19 protein-coding genes are annotated in these 25,008 nt (G+C 61.9%); 14 read left to right on the plus strand and 5 right to left on the minus strand.

Going from position 1 to position 25,008, the window contains the following annotated elements:
- Positions 1-8: 8 nt before the first annotated feature.
- Complete coding sequence (locus Pan216_RS06920) at positions 9-503, minus strand: RNA polymerase sigma factor (RefSeq protein WP_145256683.1); 495 nt, start codon at positions 501-503, stop codon at positions 9-11.
- 399 nt (positions 504-902) lie between these two features.
- Here Pan216_RS06920 and Pan216_RS06925 point away from each other — a divergent pair, with 399 nt between their 5' ends.
- Together Pan216_RS06925 and Pan216_RS06930 are read left to right on the plus strand one after the other, a co-directional pair.
- Positions 903-2,291, plus strand: a complete 1,389-nt coding sequence (locus Pan216_RS06925; protein ID WP_419193349.1) for a sulfatase — start codon at positions 903-905, stop codon at positions 2,289-2,291.
- Positions 2,292-2,464: 173 nt separating this feature from the next.
- Positions 2,465-3,154, plus strand: coding sequence for an antibiotic biosynthesis monooxygenase (locus tag Pan216_RS06930; protein ID WP_145256689.1), 690 nt, complete (start codon positions 2,465-2,467; stop codon positions 3,152-3,154).
- Here the strand turns inward: Pan216_RS06930 and Pan216_RS06935 are convergent.
- Positions 3,151-3,735, minus strand: a complete 585-nt coding sequence (locus tag Pan216_RS06935; RefSeq protein WP_145256692.1) for a hypothetical protein — start codon at positions 3,733-3,735, stop codon at positions 3,151-3,153. The genes Pan216_RS06930 and Pan216_RS06935 overlap by 4 nt on opposite strands.
- Positions 3,736-3,738: 3 nt before the next feature.
- A protein-coding gene (prfB, locus tag Pan216_RS06940; RefSeq protein WP_419193350.1) for a peptide chain release factor 2 occupies positions 3,739-4,840 on the minus strand; the annotation gives its coding sequence in 2 pieces (ribosomal slippage) (positions 3,739-4,782 and positions 4,784-4,840; 1,101 coding nt in all).
- A gap of 815 nt (positions 4,841-5,655) precedes the next feature.
- Here prfB and Pan216_RS06945 point away from each other — a divergent pair.
- Entirely contained in the window at positions 5,656-6,183 is a 528-nt protein-coding gene (locus Pan216_RS06945; RefSeq protein ID WP_145256698.1) for a hypothetical protein, read from the plus strand.
- A 375-nt stretch (positions 6,184-6,558) separates the two neighbouring features.
- Here the strand turns inward: Pan216_RS06945 and Pan216_RS06950 are convergent, their stop codons facing one another.
- Positions 6,559-7,125 carry a hypothetical protein gene (locus Pan216_RS06950; RefSeq protein WP_145256701.1) on the minus strand — a complete coding sequence of 189 codons (567 nt, stop codon included), beginning with the start codon at positions 7,123-7,125 and terminating at the stop codon, positions 6,559-6,561.
- Positions 7,126-7,593: 468 nt separating this feature from the next.
- On the opposite strand from Pan216_RS06950, the gene Pan216_RS06955 reads away from it, so the two are divergent.
- The 4 genes from Pan216_RS06955 to Pan216_RS06970 all read left to right on the plus strand — a co-directional run bounded on the left by Pan216_RS06955 (position 7,594) and on the right by Pan216_RS06970 (position 15,201).
- On the plus strand, positions 7,594-8,208 hold the full coding sequence (locus Pan216_RS06955; protein ID WP_145256704.1) for a hypothetical protein: 615 nt from the start codon (positions 7,594-7,596) through the stop codon (positions 8,206-8,208).
- Between the two features lie 1,042 nt (positions 8,209-9,250).
- The gene (gene pilM / locus Pan216_RS06960) at positions 9,251-11,464 is read left to right on the plus strand and encodes a pilus assembly protein PilM (RefSeq protein ID WP_419193351.1); all 2,214 of its coding nucleotides are present in this window, start codon (positions 9,251-9,253) and stop codon (positions 11,462-11,464) included.
- Between the two features lie 64 nt (positions 11,465-11,528).
- A complete protein-coding gene (locus Pan216_RS06965) occupies positions 11,529-12,743 on the plus strand; it encodes a hypothetical protein (RefSeq protein WP_145256710.1) in 1,215 nt (404 codons plus the stop codon).
- A 154-nt stretch (positions 12,744-12,897) separates the two neighbouring features.
- Entirely contained in the window at positions 12,898-15,201 is a 2,304-nt protein-coding gene (locus Pan216_RS06970; RefSeq protein WP_145256713.1) for a hypothetical protein, read from the plus strand.
- 19 nt (positions 15,202-15,220) lie between these two features.
- Here Pan216_RS06970 and Pan216_RS06975 read toward each other — a convergent pair whose 3' ends face one another.
- Positions 15,221-15,751 (minus strand): metallophosphoesterase, encoded by a 531-nt coding sequence (locus Pan216_RS06975; RefSeq protein WP_419193352.1) that lies wholly within the window; start codon positions 15,749-15,751, stop codon positions 15,221-15,223.
- A gap of 413 nt (positions 15,752-16,164) precedes the next feature.
- On the opposite strand from Pan216_RS06975, the gene crcB reads away from it, so the two are divergent.
- The 7 genes from crcB to Pan216_RS07010 all read left to right on the plus strand — a co-directional run bounded on the left by crcB (position 16,165) and on the right by Pan216_RS07010 (position 24,807).
- A complete protein-coding gene (crcB, locus tag Pan216_RS06980; RefSeq protein WP_145256718.1) occupies positions 16,165-16,542 on the plus strand; it encodes a fluoride efflux transporter CrcB in 378 nt (125 codons plus the stop codon).
- Between the two features lie 307 nt (positions 16,543-16,849).
- Positions 16,850-17,179 (plus strand): DUF190 domain-containing protein, encoded by a 330-nt coding sequence (locus Pan216_RS06985; RefSeq protein ID WP_145256721.1) that lies wholly within the window; start codon positions 16,850-16,852, stop codon positions 17,177-17,179.
- 17 nt (positions 17,180-17,196) lie between these two features.
- The gene (gene ftsY / locus Pan216_RS06990; protein WP_145256724.1) at positions 17,197-18,111 is read left to right on the plus strand and encodes a signal recognition particle-docking protein FtsY; all 915 of its coding nucleotides are present in this window, start codon (positions 17,197-17,199) and stop codon (positions 18,109-18,111) included.
- A gap of 237 nt (positions 18,112-18,348) precedes the next feature.
- Entirely contained in the window at positions 18,349-19,194 is an 846-nt protein-coding gene (locus Pan216_RS06995; protein ID WP_145256727.1) for a hypothetical protein, read from the plus strand.
- A gap of 119 nt (positions 19,195-19,313) precedes the next feature.
- Positions 19,314-19,757 (plus strand): tRNA adenosine(34) deaminase TadA, encoded by a 444-nt coding sequence (gene tadA / locus Pan216_RS07000; protein WP_145263722.1) that lies wholly within the window; start codon positions 19,314-19,316, stop codon positions 19,755-19,757.
- 524 nt (positions 19,758-20,281) lie between these two features.
- The gene (dcd, locus tag Pan216_RS07005) at positions 20,282-20,827 is read left to right on the plus strand and encodes a dCTP deaminase (RefSeq protein ID WP_145256730.1); all 546 of its coding nucleotides are present in this window, start codon (positions 20,282-20,284) and stop codon (positions 20,825-20,827) included.
- Between the two features lie 272 nt (positions 20,828-21,099).
- On the plus strand, positions 21,100-24,807 hold the full coding sequence (locus Pan216_RS07010; protein WP_145256732.1) for a vitamin B12-dependent ribonucleotide reductase: 3,708 nt from the start codon (positions 21,100-21,102) through the stop codon (positions 24,805-24,807).
- The last annotated feature ends 201 nt before the right edge of the window (positions 24,808-25,008 follow it).

Raw genomic sequence — 25,008 nt, forward strand, 5'->3', positions numbered from 1 at the left:
GCGTCTCCTCATCGTTCGTCTTGGGGGCACGAGACGCCCAGTTGTTCGCGGAGTCGTTCGAGGGCCGCGCGGTAGTGGCGAAAGGCGGCGCTCTTCGACGTTTCGGTCAGGGCGGCGATCTCCTCGAAGGTCAGCCCACCCCAAAGCTTCGCGATCACGACTTCACGCAGCTCGGGAGCGAGTTCTCCGAGCCGTTCGGCCGCCTCGTCGGCATCGAGCCCGCCCTCGCTCGGCTCGAACCAGCAACGCGCTCGCGTCGCCGCTTCGGCCTCGTGGCGGCGCCGGCACGCTTCGTCGCGCGAGGCATTGAGGGCGGCGTTGCGGACCGCGCGGAAGAGCCACGCCACCGGATGGTCGGGAGCGGTCTCCTGCCGCAGCAGCCGCAGGAAGGCCTCCTGCACGACGTCGTCGGGCGCGTGGCACCACTGCCTGGCGTAGAGGACCAGGGCGGGGCCGCGTTCACGCAGCAATCGCGCCAGTTGTTGCGGGTCGACCTTCGGCATCCGGCTCGCTTCTCTTGGTTCCTGAAAGGAAGACACGGCTCGGGGAGATGCGTTTCAGCTTCTGGTGATTTTCTCGTGAGATGGGGGAAAGAAGCGAGCCGGTTCCGTCCCCGGTGTTGAAATCGGGCGGAGCTCTCCTTAGGCTCGAACCTGTCGCGATGTGCTTGCCTCATTCTCTCGATTCCATGGATGCCGCCAATGCCACGATTCCTCCAAGTCTCCGTTTTGATTGCGCGTGTTGGGATTGGGAGACCCCCTCTATCTCCCCCATGGACAAGGGGGAGCAGTAAGAGTGTCCCTTGGACAAGGGGGAGCAGTAAGAGTGTCGCTTGGACAAGGGGGAGCAACAAGAAAGTCCCCCGAATACGGGGGTGGTCTCCTTGGCTTGTCGTGGTGACCATGGGGCTGTTGCTACACGGTGGGAGCGAAGCTCGGTCGGAGCAGCCGAACATCCTGATCGTCTACGCGGACGATCTCGGGTGGAAGGACCCCGCGTTCATGGGGTCGGACTTCTACGAGACGCCGCACCTGGATCGATTGGCGAAAGAGGGAATCGTCTTTAGCGATGCCTACTCGTGCGCCGCCAATTGCGCCCCCGCGCGGGCGTGCCTCCTGTCGGGCCAGTACTCGCCGCGGCACGAGATTTACAACGTCGGCACCCGGCCAAGGGGCAAGGCGGAGCATCGCCGTCTCGAGCATATCGAGGGGACGAAGAACTTGCGTCAAGACATTGTCACTTGGGCCGAGGCGCTCCAGCAAGCGGGCTATCGAACCGGCATGTTCGGCAAGTGGCACCTCGGCCCCTCGCCGAAGGAGCAGGGGTTCGACGTCGCGGTCGAGCACAACAAGCTCCCCGGCTTCAAGGCCCATGTCGGCCCCAACGGCGAATGCCTCGCCGACGTCCTGACCGACAAGGCGATCGAGTTCATCAAGGAGAGTGGCAAGCAGCCGTGGTGCGTCTATCTGGCTCACTACGCGGTGCATGTGCCGCTCCAGCCGAAGAAGGAACACCTCCCCAAGTACCGCGAAAAGAAGCCTGGCAAGCTTCACGATCATGTCGTCATGGCGACGATGGTCCAGTCGATCGACGATGGCGTCGGCCGACTCCTCGAGACCCTCGACGAACTGGGTGAACGCGACAACACGGTGGTGATCTTCTTCTCCGACAACGGTGGCTATGGTCCGGCGACCGACATGGATCCGCTGTGGGGCTACAAGGGGACCTACTACGAAGGGGGAATCCGCGTGCCGCTCGTTGTCAATGGGCCAATCGTCGCCGAGCCGGGACGCACCTGCGCCGAGCCGGTGATCGGCGTCGATCTCTACCCGACGCTGCTTGACCTGGCCGGGGCGACGGCTCCCGATCAGCCACTTGATGGAAAGAGTCTGGTGCCTCTCTTAAAGGATGGGAAGGCGAGTCTCGGCGCGCGGCCCTTGTTCTGGCACTTCCCGGCGTACCTGGAGAGCTACTCGATCTACGACGAGCAGCGCGATCCGCTCTTTCGGTCGCGGCCGTGCAGTGTGGTTCGGATGGGCGATTACAAACTGCACGAGTATTTCGAGGATGGCGGGCTGGAGCTGTACAACCTGCGTGACGACATCCGCGAACGCAACGATCTCGCCTCGGCGATGCCGGAGAAGGTTCGCGAGATGCACGAGGCGCTCAAGTCGTGGCGAAAGGAGTTGAGGGCCGCCGTTCCCAACGCCTCCAATCCCGAGTTCGACCCGGAGGCCGAAGCGCGGGCCATCAAGAAGTCCGAAAGGAAGCAGGACGCGAAGACGTCGTAGATGAGGGCTGGTTTGGGAAGGCCTTGTCTTGGGACGCGGAGTTTGACGAAGCATGCCCACGCAAGCGTGGAGCATGGCGCCCGGAAGAATGTGGAGCATGGCACCCAAGCGGGCGTGGAACATTGGCGCCCGAGGGGGCGTCGCGCCTGGTGAGAGCGAGGAGAGCAGGGGAGATGGTCGCGAACGACGTGGAAGATCCGTTGGGCGATCTGGTCGTCTCGGGAGCTGGTGGGCCGGCGCTGGCGATCGCATTTCAGCGCATTCCCGCGGATCGCCAGCAAGCCTATCGCGACTGGCAGGATGGCATCTCCCAAGTGGCCCGACGTTTCCCGGGATTCATTTCGGCCTTCGCCGAGTGTCCGATGAGTGAGCATCCCGAAGAGTGGATCACGCTGATCTCCTTCGATAGTCGGGAGCATCTCGAGGGCTGGCTCCGCTCGCCCGAACGCGATCACTGGGTCGAACGCTACGTGCGCGAAATCGGCCAGTACGAGCTTCGCCGCGTGCAAGGCGGGCTCGAGGAATGGTTCGCGATCGCGGCACGGGATGATCGGCAGCCGGCGCCGCCGGCGTGGAAGATGATGCTGACCGTCATCCTCGCTCTCTACCCGACGCTGATGACGCTCAACCTCACGATCGGCCCCGCCTTTCGCTCCTTCGACTTCGCGACCGCGATGCTGCTGAAGAACCTGATGAGTGTGCCGATCCTGCAATGGATCGTGATGCCGCTACTGACCAAGGTGCTCGGTCCGTGGCTTCATCCGAAGCGGCGCCGTCGGCTGACGGACGTGGCCGGGGCGGTCGGCATTGTGGTCGCGCTGCTGCTTTTCATGCTATTTTTCAGCATGTTCGGCTATCCCTAGCGGGTGTCGCTTCCCAGTTCGAGGCGCAGTCCGTAGGTGACGGTCAGGGGCGGTTGCCGTTGGGAGTCGAATTGGGCGGATAGGCTCAGGACTCCTTCGCCCTCGGGTTTGGGGGAGAGGTCATCGCCGACCGGGGTGATGAGGAGCTTCGTCGCGTCCGCGGTGATTCGGGCATCGCGACCATCGAGCTCAATCGACCTTGCCGAGGGCAAACGCCAGCGGAACCCGATCTGTTCGAGAGCGGCGTCGGCGGGACGGCGATCGGCCGCCTCGAAGATGACTTCGTGGTCGGTGGCGGCGAGGACTCCCGAAAAGTGACGTTTGCCGCATAGCCCGACGAGGAGGAGTTCGGCCTTGTCGCCGAAGACGCGGGCATGGCACTGTTGGAAGACGGGGTTGGCGACCCTTCGCTCGTCGTCGGGGATGGCGGGCTCGGTCTCCTGGAACAGGACGATCGCGTCGGCGCCGTGGCCTAGCCCGCCACTGAGGAGCCAGCGGTCGTCATGCCACTCGGCGGCGATCCAGCCGCGCCCGGTGGCGACGCACTGGCGCGTCGCGCTCTCTTCCAGGACTTGCGGCATCGGCTATTTTCCGATCTGGGAACGGAGGTAGCTCTCGATGAACTGGTCGATCTCGCCATCGAGCACGGCACCGGTGTTGCCCGTTTCGACCTCGGTCCGCAGATCCTTGACGAGTTGGTAGGGGTGCAGGACGTAGGAGCGGATCTGGCTGCCGAAGCTGATCTGCCCCTTCTCGTCGTAGAGCTTGGCCATCTCGGCTTCGCGTTTTTCCTGCTCGATGCGGTAGAGGCGCGATTTGAGCATCTTCATCGCGGTCTTGCGATTCTTATGCTGGCTACGCTCGTTGCGGCACTCGACGACGACTCCGGAGGGGAGGTGACGCAGGCGCACGCCGCTGGCGGTCTTGTTCTGGTGCTGGCCGCCGGGCCCCCCACTCATGAAGGTCTCCATCTCGACGTCCGATTCCTTGAGGTCGACTTCGATGTCGTCGTCGAGCTCGGGAGTGACTTCGACGGCGGCGAAGGAGGTGTGGCGTCGGGCGTTGGAATCGAAGGGGCTGATGCGCACGAGACGGTGAACGCCCGCTTCGCAACGGAGGTGGCCGTAGGCGTAGTCGCCGCGCACGACGAAGGTGACGGTCCGGATGCCGGCGGAATCGCCTTCGCCCAGATCGACGACCTCAATCTCGTGGCCGTGGTTTTCGGCCCAGCGCGTGTACATGCGATAGAGCATGCCGGCCCAATCGCAGGCTTCGGTGCCGCCGGCCCCGGCGTGGATGCCGACGAACGCGCCACACGGGTCGGTCTCCTGACCCATCATGGCTTGGAACTCGGTCTTGGCGACACTGGAGGAGAGCTTGCCCAGCAGCGCCTCGGCGTCGGGGAGGACTTCCTCGCCCCCCTCTTCGTCGGCCAACTCAAGGAGTGCCTCGAGGTCCGCGACGTGCCCTTCGAGCTCGTCGAACGGCTTCAGGGCCAATTTGATCGGTTTGAGAGCGGAGATCGTCTCCTGCGCCTTCTCCTGGTTGTCCCAGAACTCGGGCGCTTCCATCGCCGACTCTAGTTCCGCTCGTCGGGCACGTTTTCCCGCGACGTCAAAGGGACCTCCGGAGCTGGTCGGTCTTCGCCTTGAGGTGGCTTGCTTGCTCCTTGAGTTCATCAATCATGACATCGCTCCTGCAAGATACTGTCAACTTGCCTGGATCATCCACATTCCCGCAGGTCCGACGGGCCACATTCGTAGAGAACGCGAAACGAGGCGTCCGGTGACACGATTTCGAGCGCGGATTTCCAAGGTACGCGTGAACGCCGCGGAGAGTTCGAAGAGCCGGAAAGGTTTTCCAATGCCCGCGTCCGCCAAGGCGAAACGTTCTAGTGTACGAATTTCGTCCCCGAGCGAGGATCCGGGCGTCGACGGATCTGGAGGGAACGGATCGAGTCTCCCTGGAGGCAGGCTCCGGGGATGGATCGCTGTCACTCCTTGTATTTTGGGCACTTACGTCACGTCGCCCTTGGGGCGTCCCGGTTTCGAAGGCGGGTCGCGGGGGGACCCGATCGAAAAACCGAGGCTCGGTCACGTTGATGTAAGTTGTTTTGTGGAGTTGTGTTGCGTGATCGGCAAATGTGAAGATGCCTTGAAGGTCGCAACGTGAGATACGCTCGACAGAACGGATCAACCCAAATCCGCCACATTTTTATCGGACGTAAGCGATTGGTTGGGCGGGGATTATGCCGATCGGCATATGCCGAACTCGAGATTTGCCTTGCGTCCCGTCAGTTCCGCCTTAACATTTCCGACCAAACGATTTTGGCATTCACCCGCTCAAAGGAACAGGCCGTTCTTACCCTCGTGGGTAAGAAGCCTCGACTTGAATTCTTTGTGTCCGAGTTCACGGACAACCGAATCCCAACCTGGACATGATGATGTCGAGAGCGACCCGCGGTGGGTCAGGCGTTGTTTCAGCAAAAGGAGTTTGCTTCCGTGAGATTTTCTCTATTCGCCGTGGCGCTTGCTATGCTCATGCCCGCTGTCTCGAACGCTGGCAAGTGGCATTCTGACTACCGCAAGGCACTCAAGGAGGCCAAGAAGCTGGATCGGCCGATCTTGGTGTGCTTCGCCGGCAAGGAAGGTCCGATTCTGACCTCGGCGCGTTTGATGAAGCACAAGCCCCTCATGGATAAGTTTGTGTTGCTTCATGTGTTCAAGCAGAAGGGACACTCGAAGACCGAGGGTCAGGAACTCTACAACCTCTTCGAGATCGACAACGATCACGCCTACGTCGTCATCGAGCGCGACCAGGAGTGGCAGTACTTCCGCCACGAGGAAGATCTGTCCGACGATCAACTCGGCCAAGTGCTCGAGAAGACCAGTGACGCCAAGGGTGTTCCGAGTAACGAGATCATCCGCTTGGTCAATGGCGAGGAAGTCATCGAGAGCTCGCCGACGCAGTCTTACTACTACGAACCGAGCAATTCGCGGGGATATTGCCCCAACTGCCAGCGTCGCTAGTCGACGACCGCTCCGGCCGGCATCGCAATCGCGAGACGCGGATGTGTTGATGTCGGCCACGTGACATCAGAGGTCGACGTGGGAGAACATCAGTCTCCCGCTCGACGTAAGCTCGAAGTGGGAGAACATCAGTCTCCCGCTCGAAGATCAACCGACTGTCGTGTCGGAAGGAACCACCAACGAAGATCATTCTCACCAATCCATCGCGGGAATGAATGCCGGAATGGTCTTCTCTATCATCGCTTACTTGATGTTAGACGGGTGTTAGCTTCCCGACGCTCTGGACAGAGCATCGATGATCATTCAACGGCCAGCACTCGCCGACGCGGGAGCTGGCCTTTTTTGTTTGGCTGTCCCTATCTTCGATTCGACGTCCTACTGCCGTGGAACGCCGATCGGCATCTCCTTCTTCGCGTCGACCAATTCATATCGCTTGACGTCGACGATCTTCCAAGCCTCGCCAAGTTTGACGAGTTCGACGGCCAGTCGGACACGAACGCCGTTGAAGGCACGGCCTTGATAGTCGCCGTCGACAATGGCCAGAAAGCGCGCCGTCGCGCGGTCTCCCTCGACGCTGATCTGTTGGCCACGCAAGCGAACGCTCGAGAAGTCGGCTCGCTCGAAGGTGTTCTCGATGACCCGGGCGAGTTCCCGCTGACGTTGCTCGTCGCCAGTGGTCGCCGCCAACGCGTCGACGATCGTCCGGGCGTCGCCTTGTTCGCCGGCGATCGCGAGTCGATCGAGCAGGGCGTCGACCTGCTCGGCGGGAGTGACCCAGGCGCTGGCCGCCCAGAGGACGACGCCGGTCAGGACAACGCAGAGGGCCGAACCGGCGAGGTAGCGGCGTTGTTGCCGATTGATCGCGAGGACCGCGAAGAGGACGGCTCCGACTCCGAGAAGGACGACGGCGGGCCAGGGATTGGTGAGAAGACTCGTCAGCATGAAGACCTCGGGCAGGGCGAACGGGTCCGGCGCCAGGGCCCCGTCGGGGCATCACGACGTCCTGTCATCCGGCAAGGCGCGGCGATGCAATTTCCCCTTCAGCATACACTTGGAGGCAGGACAACCGCTACGACCGGAACTCGGCCGGTAAGCTTTTCTCTTTTTGCCTATTCGTCCTAGTTTGCGATTGACGGTCGCAGGGCCACTGCTAAACTCCGACATTGGTCAAGCTGGCGAGTTTGGACCGAATGGAGTGGTCATCACCGTTATGAAAAACGCGTGATCTAGGTAAACCCTCCTAGTTGTTCGGTCGACGGATCGCCGCTTGGGCCTGGCGGTTGAGGGGTGTGGAAGAACAAGTGCGAGTGGTCGCTCTGTTCCCTTCCTGGAGCCGGTGACGGACAGGAGCTGGGGAAGACGTTCGGCACCCTCGGGGATGAGTTGCGCCCAACTGGTTGAGGAGAACCAATGTACGGCACGGTCTTGATGGTCGCGTTGACCACGGTTAGTTTCGGTCACAAGAAAAACTGCTACGGCTGCTACGGTGGCTATAGCTGCGGTGGCTACACCGCCTACTCGTGCAGCAACTACGGCTGCTACGGTTGCTCGTCAGGCTGCTACAGCGGCTACAGCCACGGCTGCTATGCTTGCTCGAGCTGCTCGGTCAAGAAGAAGGAGTGCTTCCTGAAGAAGCTCTTCAAGAAGAAGAATCGCTGCTGTGACACCTGCTACTCGTCCTGCGGCGGCTATTCCTCTTGCTCGACGTGCTACTCGAGCTGCGCGGTCACGAGCTACGGCTGTGCTTCCTCGTGCGGCACCAGCTACGAGGTCGTCGATCCCGCTCCGGTCATGATGGAGGAGACCGAGAGCGAGCCGGCTCCCGAGCTGAAGAAGGCCCCGGCGCCCAAGCCCGCGAAGAAGGCCGAGGGGAGCACCTCGGCAACCCGTCGCGTCCCGAGCTACACCTCGACCTCGCGCGGCAGCTACCGCCCGATCTCGTACCGCTCGTCCTCGTACTACAGCAGCGCTCCGGTCCGCCGGACCTACGTCAGCCAGCCCGTGGTGACCTACTACGGACGCTAAATCGCCACGATCGCTCTTGGAGCGGTCGGGCGGGGAACCGGCTCGGGCGTTGGGAGGTTGGTCCAACTTTCCGCTCGCCTGAGTTCGTGAGCATGTCTTCGAACACGCGATGGGCCCGGTCCCTCGTGTGTCTTGGCACGGCCGAGGCCCTTGGGGAAACCCCCGAGGGCCTCGGTTCTTTCTTGCCGATGTTCTCCAGGATCAATCGCCCGCGAGCGGGCGGTGGGAGGCCAGGTGGGCTGGTCATTGGGGCCAGGTTCGGGAATAATGACCATATCGCGGTGATGAATCGCCGAGATCCGAATAATCCCGAGAAGGACCGGTCGCGGGGGTGAGCGGTCGCTCTTGTGCCGATTGTTGTCGAATGATTGCGATCGCGAGGGGCGATGTTGGTTGAGAAGGGCGGACGCATCGTGACAACGCCCGTCTTGACGACGACGGGGCGCGATCCGCGTTTCTTCGAGAGAGGCGGGAACTTGCCGAGTCGCCGACGCGTCAAAGATTGCGTGGGACGAGGATGAGGGAGGCGCGGTTTCGGCGCCGCTCGAGGAGCGGGTCGACGGAGCCCCAGTCCTTGATCGTTGGCTGACAAGTAGCCGGTCGCACCCAGTCTCTTGGGGCTGTTTTGGGACTGACGAGGCTCTAGCGGTCGGTCAGTTCGAGCCCGAGAGATCAGTAGCGACTCCTACCGCCGTTGCAATCGCACCCCGTCGCGACGGGCCGCCGCCGCAAATCACAAGGAGGCAGCGCGGAGATGGAAGGCGAGCCGGGTAAAGTGGAGTCAGCGATTTGTCCGGACTTCGGAGAGGTCGCCATGCTCATGGTCCCTCCCCGAAGCAAGTCCGCTCAATGGGCGAGGCTTTGGCGAGGTCAAATCGGTGTGTTCGGACTCGCCGGTGTTTCCGTTTCTGTTTGACCAGGCGGAGGCATGGGCATCCCCGGTCGACTCTCTCGACGAGAGAGCGACGGCAAGTCATTGATTACCCGATCTGTTCGGGGCACAATCGAACAGAGTTGGTATCCGAACCTTGGAGCGAGCCATATGGCGAGGAATCAGTCCGTTTGGGGCATCGATCTCGGTCAGTGCGCCCTGAAGGCGATCAAGCTATCTCACCGGAAGAAAGACGACCAAGTCGTCGCGGAAGCGTTCGACTACATCGAGCACCCGAAGATCCTCAGTCAGCCTGATGCCGAGCCGGACGAGCTGATTCGGGCGGCGCTGGAGAAGTTCCTCTCGCGCAACGATGTGGAAAACGACCTCCTGGTGATCAGCGTGCCGGGGCAATCGGGCTTGGCCCGTTTCGTCACGCTGCCTCCGGTCGAGTCGAAGAAGATCCCCGACATCGTCGCGTTCGAGGCTCGTCAACAGATCCCGTTCCCGCTCGAGGAAGTTGTTTGGGACTTCCAGAAGATCGGCGGCGGCGTCGAGGAGGAAGGCTTCGCGCTGGAGACCGAGGTCGGCATCTTCGCGATGAAGCTCGACATGGCGCATCGCCATCTGGAACCGTTCCAGAACTTCGGGCTGGAAGTCGAGGTGGTGCAGTTCTCGCCGGTCGCTCTCTACAACTTCGCGGCTTACGACTACTTCTGGATGAAGGAGAAGATCGCGGCGGCGAAAGCCGAGGCCGCGGCCGCCAAGGAAGAAGAGAAGAACAAGAAGAAAAAGAAGAAGGGGAAGGGCGAGGAGGAGGCCTCCGAGGAAGCCGAGCAGTCGGCCGCGGAGGACACTCCCGAGGAGCCCGCCGACGAGGAACCGATCGAGGAGGGCGGCAACGTCGTCATCATCGACATCGGGGCCGACAAGACCGACGTCGTCATCACCGACGGCGACGCGATCTGGTTGCGGAGCGTGCCGATCGGCGGCAATCACTTCACCCGGGCGCTCAGCACCGAGATGAAGCTCACCTTCGCCAAGGCCGAGCACCTCAAGCAGAACGCGACCAAGGCGCCCGACCCCAAGCGACTCTATCAAGCGATGCGTCCGGTCTTCCAGGACTTCGCCAGCGAACTCCAGCGATCGATTGGCTACTTCTCGAGCACCCATCGCGATCGCCCGCTCACCAAGTTGATCGGGGTCGGCAACGGCTTTAAGCTGCCGGGCTTGCAGCGATTCCTTCAGCAGAATTTGCAGTACGACGTCGACAAAGTCAGCACGTTCGCGGGGATCGCCGGCGAAGAGGTCGTCGGCGCCAGCGCCTTCACTGAGAACGCGCCGAGTTTCTGCGTCGCGTACGGCTTGGCCCTCCAGGGACTCGAGCAGACGCCGATTCAGACGAACCTACTGCCGCGCGAGATCCAGCAAGCCCGCATGATCCGCGAGAAGAAGCCGTGGGCCCTGATGGCGGCGGCGATTCTCCTGATCGGCTTCATCGCGGTCTTCGCGGGTAACTATCGCGTCTACAACGCGGTTCATGCCAAGGAATGGGACGATCCGACTAAGAAGGCCCAAGCGGCCTCGCAGAAGTTCCGCGGCTGGAAGGGCGAGTACAACGGAGCGATCGGGACCTTCAACGGCACCAAGGAGAATGGCGAACTGCTCGCGGGCGCCGATCAGGTCAAGACGCGCGACGATTGGATCGAGGTCCTCAAGGTCATCAACGAAGCGGTTCCACGCCGCGGTGGGGTCGAGAGCGATCCCGATGAAGTCTCCGATATCCGCGAAATCAACATCGAGTTCATCGACGCCGCCTACGTCCAGAATCTGGGCGAGTGGCATCAGACGATGGAGGAAGACTTCCGCAACACGATGGTGCCGGAAGAGAAGGAGAAGGCTCCCGAGGGAGAGGGCTGGATCTTCCAGGTGCTTGGCTACACCTTCTTCAAGGAAGGGGAAATCTACCTGGTCGACGACATCCTCAAGCGGTTCCAGACCGACCAGATGCGGGAAGCGGGCATCACGCACGCGGCGCTGGTCAATGTCGAGACCGACGCCAAGTGGTCGCCCGGTAAGGGCTCGCCGCTGATCGAGTGGGAGAAGATGATCGACATCACCCTCGCCGAGCGGGCCCAAGATCAGAGCGGCATGCCCGGCGACGTCGCGATGCCCGGGATGGAAGATCCGTCCATGTACGAGCAGGATCAGTACGCGATGCCGATGCCCGGCGACATGGAAGCGTACTACATGGATTCGCTGAACCGGACGAACCTCAGCGACCTGGCGTCGCTGAAGCGGTACGACTTCGCGATTCAATTTGTGTGGGTTCCCCAGAACAAGGAAGAGGGCGAAGGCGAGCAACCGGCGGAAGAGGAGTTCTGATCACTCCCTCGTGACCGCGGTGGATGGCTCGCTCGAGATCGCACGCTTTCAATGAGGATTGGACATGGACAAGGTAAAGATTGGGGCCCAGTTCGTTTGGACGCACCGGTTCTGGTTCAGTATCGGGATGGTCGCCCTCTTGGCGATCATCACGTATCCCTCGGGATCGGCCCGGTTGCTGCGGGCGGCCGAGGCGCAAAAGAAGAAACTCGAGGGGGTCTACAAGGACGTCAGCGGCTTTAAGAGCGGCGTTCACCCCAATCCAAAGACGATCGCGGCGGCCGGGACCAAGAATGAGGAGATCACCGGCGACGTCGAGGAGATGTGGACCAAGCTCTACAACGAGCAGCAGAAGTTGATGATCTGGCCCGCCCGCATCCAGCAGCGGTTCCAGGAGCGGCCCTTCGGCGCCGACCTCTCCGAGGATCTCGGCCGCTACTTGATCATCTACAAGGACAACTTCATCGACCATGTCGCCGACATCTGGGACATGCTTGAGCCGCTACGGTTCAACGAAGAAGGCGAGGTCATCGGCAAGGTCGACTCGCCCGGCGAAGTGATCAGCCGTGCCTTCTGGTCGCGCAACCCCAAGTCGATGGAAGCTTGGCTGGCCCAAGAGGAACTCTGGATCCAATTGGCGATCGTCAAGGTGATCCGCGAAGTCAACAAGAACGCCACCGGCTGGAAGGACGCCGCGGTTCGTGAGTTGGAGTACGTCGGGATCGGCTACGACGGCATCGACTCGAAGTCGGCGGTCACCAAGGGCGACATTCAACTGCAAAGCAAGTTGGAGCTGCCGGAGAATCCGAACAGCGGGATGCCGGGCGACGAAGGGGGCATGGTCAACTACGGCGGTCGGTCGACGGGTGGCAAAGTTCGTGGTTGGGGGGCTCGGCCCTCGAATCGCGGCAACCAGAACATCGACCCGGAACGCTACCTTGAGATGAACGAGCAGTTCCGCACCGTGCCGGTGTCGGTCTCGATGCTGGTCGATCAGCGGAAGATTCCCGAGATTCTCGCGGCATTGGCCAATGCCGACTTCCACTTTCACATCAATCAAGTGAGCGTCGGGGTTCGTGCCGAGCCGGTCGAGACCCCGCAGGCGCTTCTCGAGATCCGTCAGGTCGGCGAATCGGGCGTTCGCGACGACGCGGCGTTCAATAGCGTCCGCCTCCAGGTTTGGGGGGTGATGCGGTTCTACGAGATGCCGCCGAAGATGAAGGAAGCGTACGACGCCAAGGCGAATCCGCAAAAGAGCCTTGAGCAGCAGGACCAATGATCCAGGTTGGCCCGTTTGGCCGATCGTGGTAGGAGCCGGGAAGTCGGCGTAAGATAGACAGGTGCCGCGTCTCGATGGAAGCGGCCGGCGAGCAGCATCATCACGGCGACGGCGTGGTCGCCCAACAGTTCCAACAGTGGACGAGGGACTCGCGATGAAGGAATTCTTTATCAAGTACGGCGAAAAGCTCGCTCTTGGGGTCGTGGCCCTCTTGGCGATTTGGTGCTTCTACGGCGCCGTCACCAAGGAGCCTTACGAACGCATTCCCCAGGACTTCGCCAACGCGACCGATCGGGCGGAGAAGAACGTCGAGAACTCGCCGGTGACCGTCGACGAGGACATGGTCGCTCCCGACTTCAACGAGTTGGTGGCCACGACGACCAAGCCGATCGATGGCTCGCAGTACCAGTACGCCACCCGTTGGATGCGGCCGTTCGACTTCGGTCAGAACTTCCGCGGCGAGCCGGCCCTCTATCCGCCTGAAGCCGTCCAGGTCCGGGCCAATCGCGGGTCGATTCATCTCTTTGATACCGATGAGAACGGCAAACGGCTCACCAAGAGGGTCAAGGCCGAGGACGCTCAAGGGTTCGTGAAAGAGGACGAGGAGCAGATGGCCGCTCTCGCCCGCGCCGGCCGCATGGTCGGTGGCATGGCGGGGATGGAGGCCTCTCCTGAAATGGCGATGGGAGGCGGCTTCCTCGAAAGCATGCAGCAGATGTCGATGTACGACAGCGGCATGATGGGCCAGTATTCCGACATGATGGGGTACGGCTCGGAGTATCCCGGGATGTTGCCCGAGGAGATGGGCATGATGCCGTCCGCCCCGCAGCGGGCGCCGCAGACCCTGATCGGTGGTGGCCAGCGCCGGACGATCGTCACCCAGGACATGCTCGAGAAAAAGAAAGAGACGAAGAAGACCGATCCTCGCACACGCCGCCGACGGTCAGCCAAGGAAGAGGAGAAGGAGGACTTCGTCGAAGTCTACGTCGACGGCCTGAGGGGCAAGCGTTGGGTCGAGATCCTGGCGGAGTACCCGCACCAGGAGCAGATCAAGGAATACGTCAAGGCGCTGCGGGAAGGGGCCCAAGAGGTCGGGTTGCGCTACGCCCTGGCCGAGGTCGAACGCAGCGAGCTTGGCCCCGATTACAAGTGGGGCCCGTTCAAGCCGATCGACGTCGAGGCCCAACTCGAAGTGAGCAAGAACGCGGTCGCCTACCTGCCCGAGACCTTTCCCCAGGTCGTCATGAAGGGGCTGGCGATGAACCTGCCTTGGGTGACCAGTAGCTTCATGCCGCACCTGACGTCCGAAGCCTTCGAGAATCCGGAGATGGCCGAGTACACGCCGGAGGAACTCGATCCGCTGTCGGCGGAGCTCAAGAAACGTGAGGATGTCGCGGGCGGCCGATTCAGTCGTGGCAAGGCCAAGGTTCCCCAGGGAATGATGGGACGTCCCGGCATGATGCCCGAAGAGGACATGGTGGGATCCAGACCGATGCGCCAGCCGTTGGGGCGGGGCGGTCGGCCCGCGGGGCCTGGGTTCGGAAACCCCGGTTTCGGATCCCGCGGTCAGCGCGGCATGGAGGGAATGCCTCCCGAGGGGATGGCGGAGATGGAGATCTTCGACAATCGTTCGGAGGTCGAGAAAGCGATGATCCGCTTCTGGGACTTCACCGTCCAGCCTGGCGGTCGCTACAAGTACCGCATCCGCGTCAAGGCCCTCAACCCGAACCTCAAGCGCGCGGATGTCGCCGACCCGACCTTCGCGACCAAGGAGTTTCTCGTCGGTCCGTGGAGCGAGCCGAGTGAGGAAGTCTATGTCGAACCCGACGTCAACTGGTTCGCCTCGGCCAAGCACGCCACCAGCAGCAACGAGCGGGCGAACATCGAGGTCCACTATTGGTATCCCGCGATGGGCGAGTGGATCACCAAGGACATCTTCCACAAGCCGGGTGACATCATCGGGCTCAGCAACGGTCAGAACAAGTCGAACGAGGTGATCGTTTGGGATCCCGAAGAGCGGGTTCAGAACGTCGAGGAGAAGACCCTCGTCGACGAGTTCAACACCCAGACGATCGTGCTCGATCTCGACGGCGGCCGTCGCCGCGAAAAGCTCGCCTCGCAGCCGATCAGCTTCGTGATGCCTCGCGAAGTGATCGCGGTCAACGCTCACGGGGACATCATCCGTCGCGACAGTGAACAGGATGACCTCGACGAGACGCGGGAACTGATCGCCCAGAACTATGAGTCGATGCTCGAGGATATCCGGGGTGAGATGGAGCCCGAACTCGAGATGACCGAGGAAGAGCTCATGATGCTCGAAGAGCAGATGATGATGGAGGAAGGGAGCCGACTTCGAGGCCGGAACATGCGTGGGCGTGGTCGCGGCAGCGAAGAGGGAAGTGGGCCCATCGATCCGCTGGAGCGGCTCCGTCAAATGCGTCGCAAAGGCGGCTCGTAGTCGTTCGAGCGACTCTCCGCTACGCTTGCCCGTCCTCGTCGATCACGGGGACGGGCCCCAACTCCGGCAGCCATACGATCCGCGCTTCCAGCGGATCGGTCTCCATGATCGCCACACTCGGTTTTCGAAACGTCCAGCCACTGGTTTCGCCCGGATTGACGAGCAGTCGCCCCTGCTCGTCGTGGTGAATCCGCGGCTTGTGCGTGTGCGCGTAGACAACGACATCCGCGTTGGTCGCGTATCCGACCAGACTCCGCAGCATGTGTGTCACGAGAATCTTCGTCCCGTCGGGCGTCTTCAAACCGAACGGAGCCTCTCCGACGCTTCCGACCGTCGTGGTTCCGTTTTGTAAGCCCCGCTTGTTGCCGTCGTTGTCGCCAAAGCAGGCCAGGAGCGGACACTTCAGACGCCGTAGCGGCGGGGTCACGAAGGTCGAGACGAAGTCCCCCGCGAAGAGCACCAATTCACAGCGCTCCTCGTTGAAGAGCCGAACCGCCCGCCGCGTGTTGTCGAGATGATCGTGCGTATCCGCGAAGACTCCAATTCGCACCGCTGACTCCAACCAAGAGATCGATCTCGGAGTTCCCTCCCGAACGAAGGGCGACGTTCATTCATCGATTCTGCTGGCTACGGATCGGTCGTCAAGGGAGGGGGGGTGAGGTTGGGACGACCGTGTGGCAAGGACTCGCGTCGTGCGTCTGTTCTCGAATGGAGTAACTGTTTATGCCAGTCATACTCCCCAACCCCCAAGACAAACCCGACAGGGTAGCTTGTCGACCCTGTTTCCTCGCGGGGGGGGATGCCATCGGCTCGCGCCGATGTCTTCTCTTCTCTCCTCTGCGCTCTCCGCGACCTCTGTGGTTCCTTTCATCCTTCTTCCCCTCCCACGCCTGCCCCTGACCGTGCCCATCGCTATACCGTCCCAAGGATCCTGTCCCATCGACCAACGAAAGGACGCTAGCCGTGCTGCTCAAACTCCTTCTCATCGGCATCCTCGGCGGGGCGGGGGCTCTGTGCCGGTTCTGGGTCGGCGGGCTGATGAGGGATTGGCTCGGAACGAGCTTCCCCTTCGGCACCATGACCGCCAATGTCCTCGGCTGCTTGCTCTTCGGCATCGTCTGGCAGTTGGGCGAGTCGCGCATGCTCATCTCCAACGAAACCCGCGTCATCATCCTCACCGGATTCATGGGAGCCTTCACCACCTTCTCGACCTATACCTTCGAACTGTCGAACTACCTGCGCGACTCCCAATGGGGCCTCGCGGCGACCTATTTCTTCGGTTCCGAGGCTCTCGGGCTCGGCGCGATCGTCCTCGGCATCCTGATCGGTAGACTACTATGAGCAATCCCTCTCCTGCCGAAGGATTGGGTGCCATGCTTCACGCTTGCGTGGGCATACAGGGACTGACGCTTGCGTGGGCAAGTCGAGTATTGCCGGTAGGTACCGAGTACCACTGGCTGCTGGCCAGCCCCTGCGAGGGGAAACGAGGCATTCGGCGTTCGCGGCATGTGCGGAGGAGAACGCGGGCGTGTTCCGGCAATCGGTGGAACTCGGGCAACGATACCTCCACCCCATCTCACTGGCTGGCCAGCCAGTGGCGCCCGGAGTCGTTGGACGGACGCGGCACTAAACAAGGGAGAGTGCTCTCATGAAGACCACGTACGAGGCTCGGCTCCTTCGCGTCTTCGTTGGGGAAGACCTGAGGCACGAGGGCCGGCCGGTCTATGAACTGATCGTCGAGCGGGCTCTCGATCATGGGCTCGCCGGTGCCACGGTGATGCAAGGAGTCATGGGGTTCGGTCATCACCACAAGATCCAGACCGCTAAGATCCTGCGGATCGCGGAGAACTTGCCGATGGTGGTCGAGATCACCGACCAGGAAGACAAGATCGAGGCGTTCTTCCCCGAGGTCGAACGTCTGTTGCCCGAGGGAACCGTGACCATCGAAAAGGTGACGGTCCATTCCTTCTCTCGCTAGGAGTCACGAACAAGACGATGCCGATCGGTAATTTCTTTCAGCGGATCAAGGCGGGGCTTCGCCGGACCGCGCAGTCGCTAGGTGGTGGGTTCCGGGCTCTCTTGGGACAGAAGGTCGACGCCGACTTTCTCGACCAGCTTGAGGCGATTCTCCTCAAAGCGGACGTTGGGGTCGCCGCCACCGAGCGGATCATCGACCGAGTCAAGGAGTCGTACGGCAACCGTGAGGCGACCGGCGACCTGCTCGACTTTGTCAAGAGCGAGGTCCGCGGGCTCCTTCAAGAGGACGATACCCAACTCCACTTCCAGGAGGAAGGCCCGACCGTGATCATGGTCGCGGGGGTCAACGGCTCGGGCAAGACGACCTCGATCGCGAAACTGACCAAACGCCTGTCCGACGAGGGGCGCAAGGTCCTGCTCGGGGCGGGCGACACCTTCCGCGCCGCGGCGATCGAGCAGCTTTCGACGTGGGCGGAGCGGACCGGCGCCGACATCGTCAAGGGCAGTCAGGGGAGCGATCCCTCGTCGGTCGCTCACGATGCCTGCACCGCGGCGATGGCCCGCAAGGTCGACGTGGCGATCATCGACACCGCCGGTCGGCTGCACACCCAGGCCAACTTGATGCGCGAACTCGAGAAGATTCATCGCGTCATTGGCAAGGTGATCCCCGGAGCGCCTCACGAGGTCTTGATGGTGATCGACTCGACCAACGGTCAGAACGCCATCGCCCAGGCCGAGAATTTCACCAAGGCGATCGAGTGCACGGGCCTGATCTTGGCGAAGTTGGACGGCACCGCCAAGGGGGGCGCGGCGCTCGCGATTCGCGATCGACTCGGGTTGCCGGTGAAGTTTGTTGGCGTGGGGGAGAAGGCGGAGGATCTGGAGGCGTTCAACGCCGAGGCGTTCGTTGACGCGCTCTTCGCGACGGAGTAGAAAATGCACGGTTGGGCGGCGACTGGGCGAGATTCTGCCCCATCCCGGAGCCAGTGGAGGCCGAGTACCTGGCGTCCTCGACTTGGGAAGGGGTTGGGGATGGGCCGAATGTCTTCCATGCGAGGCCGCCAGCATCGCGGCCTTTCCTCTTGGTCCTCGCTCGACCTTGGCAACTCCGACGCCAGGCACGCGGCGATGGACTTCCTTGCTATTTCTCCTCACACGAAGTGATTCCAAATGTTGCAAGACAACGAACGACCATTCACTCCCGATGAGAAAAAGGCGATCGCGAAACAAGTGAGCGGTCCGAGCCCCTATTTCGTGTCGCCCCCGGCTTGGGGGGGGACGCAAACGTCCGACGTGATGATGTTTGGAGGACTGCTGGCGTGGATTCTCGCTGCGACGGCCGTCTATTGGGCCCTCGAGCACTCGGTTGGCCGACTTGTCGCGGTGGTCGCGATTATCGTGAGTGCCTTGCTCTTGAAGAGATCGCCGTGGTGGTTGAGGTTCAATGTGACCCTTTCGTTGCCCAAAGTGGTCGCCGCGACAGCGATCGTGATCGGATCGGCCATCATGTTGACGCGATGGTTCGGTTTCCTGGTCTCGGCGGCGATTCTCTGGATGCCCGTGTACGTCATCGTGTCCAGTTGGCTGCTGTTGATATTCATGTACAGCTTTCGCTACTTCGCGATCAAAGGTCGAGTCGCCGAGGTGAGCGCCGGCATGGCGAGAACGCTCCGGTGCAAGCCGACGCGAGTTGTCAAGCTACAAGATCCGGACGGCTACCAGGAGGGTCACCTCTTCGAAGTGGAGTCCGATTTGCTACTCTTTCTCAATGACGACCGGGTGTCGCGTTTCGTCAAGAGTGACTCGTTTCCCAACACGGACTTTGAACTTGTGACACCGGAGATGGGAGGAGAACTCTTCGCTCTCCATTGCCTCGGTGACCCCATGGAGGTGGAGGAAGTGCGCCAAACCCGTTTTCGCAGGGACATGTACTCCACTGCCGTGATGTATCCTGGTCGCCTCGATGAGCCGATCAAAAAGGTCCTCTCGCGGAAGCCTCGTTGGGGCCCATTGTGAAGTGACTTCTCCAGAACCGTTCTTAAACGATAGATGACGGCGATTCTCTCACCCTCTTTGGAACGCACATCGTGTCGATCAACGGTTCTCTCATCTCTCCCGCCTCCTTCGACCACTACATGCGACTCGCCCTGGGCGAGGCCCAAGCGGCCTTCGACGAGGGGGAGGTCCCCGTCGGGGCGATCATCGTGCATGGCGAGGAGGTCATCGCGGCGGCGCACAACCAGCGGGAGACGCTCCAGGATCCAACCGCCCATGCCGAGATGGTCGCGATCACGCAGGCGGCAGCGGCTCTGCAATCGTGGCGGCTCGAGGGGTGCGCGCTCTTCGTGACGCTCGAACCTTGTCCCATGTGCGCGGGGGCGATCGTCCAAGCCCGGGTGCCGGTGGTCGTCTTCGGGGCCAGCGATCCCAAGGCCGGGGCGTGCGGGTCGCTCTACGCGATCACCGAGGATCCTCGGCTCAACCACCGCGCCGCGACCGTTGGCGGGGTGATGGGGGACCGCTGCGGCCAGATCCTGACGGATTTCTTTTCGATTCAGCGCGCAAAAGGCAAAAAATAGCTCCGGTTTGGCACGAATTTCATCAACGTTGGGCCCGATCCGCGCTCATTCGACGCATCCCCCTGTGAACCTTCCGCTTGGGGCATTTGGTGACATTGGTAACAACAGTTTTCTCACAGCTATCGGCAGGTCATTCGGTGCATCCTATTTGGCTGTAATAGGTTAGGTTTCTTGTGGTCGGCGGAGTGTGGACAAGTCGGCACGGCTGGTAAATTGGCCGCTGGACACAAACCACCTAGCTGGTTCAAGTTGGGGAACGCCGGCAGAACCTTTGAGGTTTGTTGTTTGACTCCCCTAGATGTTGGGTCTAAATTGCCGTTCAGGCACAACAACATGTGTCCTTAACAATTGAAGGCTAGAACTGCGGGTGAGCATTGCACGCCTTGTGAGGGGTTTGCGTCCGGTTTCTGTGCGCTTGCACGGATATTTGGTGGACAAGCGAACACTTTCGGGCGATGTTAGTGAATAAGTGTTCACGTTAGCCCGCTGGAGGCCCCTGGCGTGCACGGAGGAGAAAGAGCGGCATGACCGTGTTGTCGGATCGCGAGATCGAGACCGAAGTCCACATCGACCCATTCGCCCCCGAGGGCGTTCGTCCCGGAGCGATCTCCTACGGCGTCAGCTCCTACGGCTACGACGTGCGAGTCGGTCGGCACTACAAGGTCTTCACCAACGTCCACTCCGCGATCGTCGATCCCAAGAGCTTCTCCGAGAAGTCGTTCGTCGACATCGAAGCCGACCACTGCATCATTCCGCCGAACAGCTTCGCTCTCGCGGAGACCGTCGAGTACTTCGAGATCCCGCGCGACGTCTTGGCGATCTGCGTCGGCAAGTCGACGTACGCTCGCTGCGGCATCATCGTCAACGTGACGCCGCTGGAGCCGGAGTGGAAGGGCAAGGTCACGATCGAGATCTCCAACACGACCCCCTTGCCGGCCAAGATCTACTCCAACGAGGGCATCGCCCAGATCATCTTCATCCGGGCCGAGAAGGTGTGCCAAGTCAGCTATGCCGACAAGAGCGGCAAGTACCAAGACCAAGCGGGGCTAACGTTGCCCAAGGTTCACTAGGGGGGGGGCGAGTGACCGAACTCGTCCTAGTGGACGAGTGACAGGACTCGTTCCAACGGGCGAGTGACAAGACTCGCCGGACCGACGGTGCGTACGATTCTTTAAGAACCAACATTCAGTGAGGTGCGGGGCGGTCGAGCCGAACGGCTCGGTCGGTCCAAGGTAGTCGAGGGTGCGCCTCGAGCGTGCCAAAATGCGCAGCAGGTGATCATCGTGCCGGCGGGTGTTCCGGCATGCAGGTGGCCATGGAAGGAAAGTGAGGACGATCGAGCATGAAACTGACACGGCGTTTTACCCAAGCTGGTCAGGATCCCTTCGCGACCATCGAGTTCAGCACTCGGACCAGTCGCATCGCCAATCCGGATGGATCGGTGGTTTTTGAGGCCGAGGGCATTGTCGTTCCGGCCGGTTGGTCGCAAGTCGCGACCGATATCCTCGCCCAAAAGTACTTCCGACGCGCCGGGGTCCCTTCCAAGACCGAGGCGATCGAGGAGCCGGGGGTCCCCGAGTGGCTGCGGCGGCGCGAGCCGAAAGCCGACGCGACCTTCGGCGGCGAGAAGGACTGTCGCGAGGTCTTCACGCGTCTGGCCGGTTGCTGGACCTACTGGGGATGGAAGCACAAGTACTTCGATAGCGAGCAGGACGCGCGTGTCTTCCACGACGAACTCTGCTACATGCTCGCGATGCAGATGGCCGCCCCCAACAGCCCGCAGTGGTTCAACACCGGGCTTCACTGGGCCTACGGCATCGACGGCCACTCGCAGGGCCACTACTACGTCGACCCCGAGACCGAACAACTGACCCGCTCGTCCAACGCCTACGAACGCCCGCAACCTCACGCCTGTTTCATCCAGTCGGTCAAGGACGACCTCGTCAACGACGGCGGCATCATGGACCTGTGGGTCCGCGAGGCCCGCATCTTCAAGTACGGCTCCGGAACCGGTTCGAACTTCTCCGACATCCGCGGTGAGGGTGAACCCCTCTCGGGTGGCGGTAAGAGCTCCGGCCTGATGAGCTTCTTAAAGATCGGCGACCGCGCCGCCGGGGCGATCAAGTCGGGCGGCACCACACGGCGCGCCGCGAAGATGGTCACCGTCGACCTCGATCACCCCGACATCGAGGAATACGTCAATTGGAAGATGGTCGAGGAACAGAAGGTCGCGGCCCTCGTTGCCGGATCGCGGATGTGCAATCGCCATCTCAACGCCGTGCTCAAGGCGGCGTGGGAGTGGGCTCGCGAGGCCGAACGCTTCCAGCCGAAAAAGAACACCAACCTGCGTCGGGCCATCGGCGAGGCGCTGCGGGCCGGCGTTCCCAATAATTACATCGAGCGGACGCTCCAGCTCGGTCGCCAAGGCGCCAAGGAGATCGAGTTCGAGGAGTATGACACCGACTGGAATTCCAAGGCCTACTTCACCGTCTCGGGCCAGAATTCCAACAACTCGGTCCGCATTCCCAACGAGTTCATGAAGGCGGTCGAGGACGACCAGGATTGGCCCCTTTACTGGCGGACGGAGAAAGAGGACGCCGAGGCCGAGCGTCGCGCCCCCAAACCGTCGAAGGTGCTCAAGGCCCGCGAGCTATGGGACGAGATTTCCAACGCCGCCTGGTCGTGTGCCGATCCGGGCGTTCAATTTCACACGACGATCAACGAGTGGCACACCTGCCCGAACGACGAGCCGATCCGGGCGTCGAACCCGTGCAGCGAGTACATGTTCCTCGACGACACCGCCTGCAACCTTGCGTCGCTGAACTTGATGCGCTTCTATGATCCCCAGAGCGCTCGCTTCGACATCGCGTCGTTCAAGCACGGCGTTCGTCTTTGGACGACGGTGCTCGAGGTCTCCGTCCTCATGGCGCAGTTCCCCAGTCAGGAGATCGCCCGTAAGTCGTACGAGTACCGGACGCTCGGCTTGGGCTACGCCAACCTCGGCACGCTCCTGATGGTCGCCGGCATTCCCTACGATTCGCCGCAAGCCCGTGCCTGGTGTGGAGCGATCACCTCGCTGATGCACATGGGCGCGTATGCGACCAGCGCGGAGATCGCCGCCGAACTCGGTCCCTTCACGCGGTACGAAGCCAACCTCGAACCGATGTTGCGCGTGATCCGCAATCATCGCCGGGCGGCCTACAACGCGACGCCGCGGGACTACGAAGAGCTCACCATCAAGCCGACCGGGATCGACCCGCGTCACTGTCCCGAGTACCTGCTTTACGCGGCGCGGGAGGAGTCCGATCGCGCCCTCTCGCTGGGCGAGGAGCACGGCTATCGCAACGCCCAAGTGACCGTCTTGGCGCCGACCGGCACCATCGGTTTGGTGATGGACTGCGACACGACCGGCATCGAGCCCGACTTCGCGCTGGTGAAGTTCAAGAAGCTCGCCGGTGGCGGTTACTTCAAGATCATCAACCAGTCGATTCCGCCGGCCCTGCGTCGTCTCGGCTACACCGAGCGTCAGGTCGAGGACATCATCAACTACTGTCGCGGCACCAGCTCCCTTGATGGATGCCCGCACATCAACCCCGATTCGCTTGGGCGGCTCGGGTTCACCGACGAGGCGATGGAGAAGCTCAACGGAGCCTTGGCCAGCGCCTTCGACTTGCGGTTCGTCTTCAACCAGTACACGCTGGGCGAGGAGTTCTGCCGGCAGTCCCTCGGCCTGACCGACAAGGAACTGAGCGACCCGTCCTTCGATCTTCTCAAACGACTGGGTTTCACCGCCGAGCAAGTCGGCGAGGCCAACGACTTTGTCTGCGGCACGATGACGATCGAAGGAGCGCCCCACCTCAAGCCGGAAGACTATCCGGTCTTCGACTGTGCCAACCGTTGCGGCAAGACCGGGACGCGTTACCTTTCGGCGAAGTCGCACATCTCGATGATGGCGGCCGCGCAGCCCTTCATCTCGGGGGCGATTTCCAAGACGATCAACATGCCGCATGACGCCTCGGTCGACGACGTGAAGGATGCGTACTTTGAATCGTGGCGGGGCATGACCAAGGCGAACGCCCTCTACCGCGACGGATCGAAGCTGAGCCAGCCGCTCAACTCGACCAGCGGGGACGGAGCCGAACTCGCCACGATCGCCGAGGAGAGCCAAAGCGAACCGGTTCGCGTCGCCGAACGGATCGTCCATCGCTACTTGGCTCGCCGTCGTCGGCTTCCCGATCGTCGTTCGGGCTACACCCAGAAGGCTCGGATCGGCGGTCACAAGATCTATGTCCGTACCGGCGAGTACGAGGATGGCTCGCTCGGCGAGATCTTCCTCGACATGCACCGTGAGGGAGCGGCCTTCCGAAGTTTGATGAACAGCTTCGCGATCGCGATCTCCCTCGGCCTGCAGCACGGTGTGCCGCTCGAAGAGTTCGCCGATGCCTTCATCTTCACCCGGTTCGAGCCGAACGGCCCGGTCAGCGGCAACCCGCACATCAAGATGGCGACGTCGGTCATCGACTACATCTTCCGCGAGTTGGCGATCACCTACCTCGGTCGCAATGAGCTGGCCCAAGCGACGCCGGAGGATCTGCGCGGCGACACGCTCCACAAGGAGGCGAACGACGCCGACTTCGAGGAAGAAGAGGAGGTTGGCACGAAGATTGTCGAGCCGGGAGCGCCTCGTCCGCCGCGCCCTAGCGAGCGAGGACCGTCGACCAGACGCCATCCTCGTTCGGATCATGTCCGTCTCGACTACAGCAACGGGCACAACGGTACCAACGGCAACGGATCCTCCACCGCCCACGCGGAGAGTACGACGGCCGACCAGGGGCGTCTCGCGTTGGATCTCGACGAAGAGGGCAGCCGCACGGCTCTCTTCGAGTTGGGCGCCGCCGGTAACGAGATGGGGCTCTCGGTCAAGATCAAGGAAGCGCGTCTGAAGGGATACGAGGGGGATGCTTGCTCCGACTGCGGGGCGTTCACGCTCGTTCGCAACGGCACGTGCCTGAAGTGCATGACCTGCGGCGCCACTAGCGGCTGTTCCTAACCGCCCCGTCGCTCAGGCCATTCTTCCCGTAGGTCAGGCCACGCCCTGACATGGGTGCCTGATCACCTCTCCCACGGGGAGAGGGGAATCCTAGTGCCAAGCGATGAGCTTCTCTCGTCGCGCGATGGCCCGCACCGATCGGCTGGAGAGCCGCTCGGCGGGCCGAGGTGAAATCACGCCGACGACGGACCGTTGGCAGGG

Origin of the sequence: Kolteria novifilia, assembly GCA_007748055.1 — a bacterium.
In the GTDB taxonomy this organism is placed as follows: domain Bacteria; phylum Planctomycetota; class Planctomycetia; order Kolteriales; family Kolteriaceae; genus Kolteria; species Kolteria novifilia.

Coding starts and splice junctions, on each gene's coding strand:
- dcd (WP_145256730.1), top strand. CDS start 20,282: ATGACCGTGTTGTCGGATCGCGAGATCGAGACCGAAGTCCACATCGAC.
- tadA (WP_145263722.1), top strand. CDS start 19,314: ATGCGACTCGCCCTGGGCGAGGCCCAAGCGGCCTTCGACGAGGGGGAG.
- Pan216_RS06985 (WP_145256721.1), top strand. CDS start 16,850: ATGAAGACCACGTACGAGGCTCGGCTCCTTCGCGTCTTCGTTGGGGAA.
- Pan216_RS06920 (WP_145256683.1), bottom strand. CDS start 503: ATGCCGAAGGTCGACCCGCAACAACTGGCGCGATTGCTGCGTGAACGC.
- Pan216_RS06930 (WP_145256689.1), top strand. CDS start 2,465: ATGGTCGCGAACGACGTGGAAGATCCGTTGGGCGATCTGGTCGTCTCG.
- Pan216_RS06965 (WP_145256710.1), top strand. CDS start 11,529: ATGGACAAGGTAAAGATTGGGGCCCAGTTCGTTTGGACGCACCGGTTC.
- Pan216_RS07010 (WP_145256732.1), top strand. CDS start 21,100: ATGAAACTGACACGGCGTTTTACCCAAGCTGGTCAGGATCCCTTCGCG.
- Pan216_RS06970 (WP_145256713.1), top strand. CDS start 12,898: ATGAAGGAATTCTTTATCAAGTACGGCGAAAAGCTCGCTCTTGGGGTC.
- Pan216_RS06955 (WP_145256704.1), top strand. CDS start 7,594: ATGTACGGCACGGTCTTGATGGTCGCGTTGACCACGGTTAGTTTCGGT.
- Pan216_RS06995 (WP_145256727.1), top strand. CDS start 18,349: ATGTTGCAAGACAACGAACGACCATTCACTCCCGATGAGAAAAAGGCG.
- Pan216_RS06925 (WP_419193349.1), top strand. CDS start 903: ATGGGGCTGTTGCTACACGGTGGGAGCGAAGCTCGGTCGGAGCAGCCG.
- Pan216_RS06950 (WP_145256701.1), bottom strand. CDS start 7,125: ATGCTGACGAGTCTTCTCACCAATCCCTGGCCCGCCGTCGTCCTTCTC.
- ftsY (WP_145256724.1), top strand. CDS start 17,197: ATGCCGATCGGTAATTTCTTTCAGCGGATCAAGGCGGGGCTTCGCCGG.
- pilM (WP_419193351.1), top strand. CDS start 9,251: ATGGCGAGGAATCAGTCCGTTTGGGGCATCGATCTCGGTCAGTGCGCC.
- Pan216_RS06935 (WP_145256692.1), bottom strand. CDS start 3,735: ATGCCGCAAGTCCTGGAAGAGAGCGCGACGCGCCAGTGCGTCGCCACC.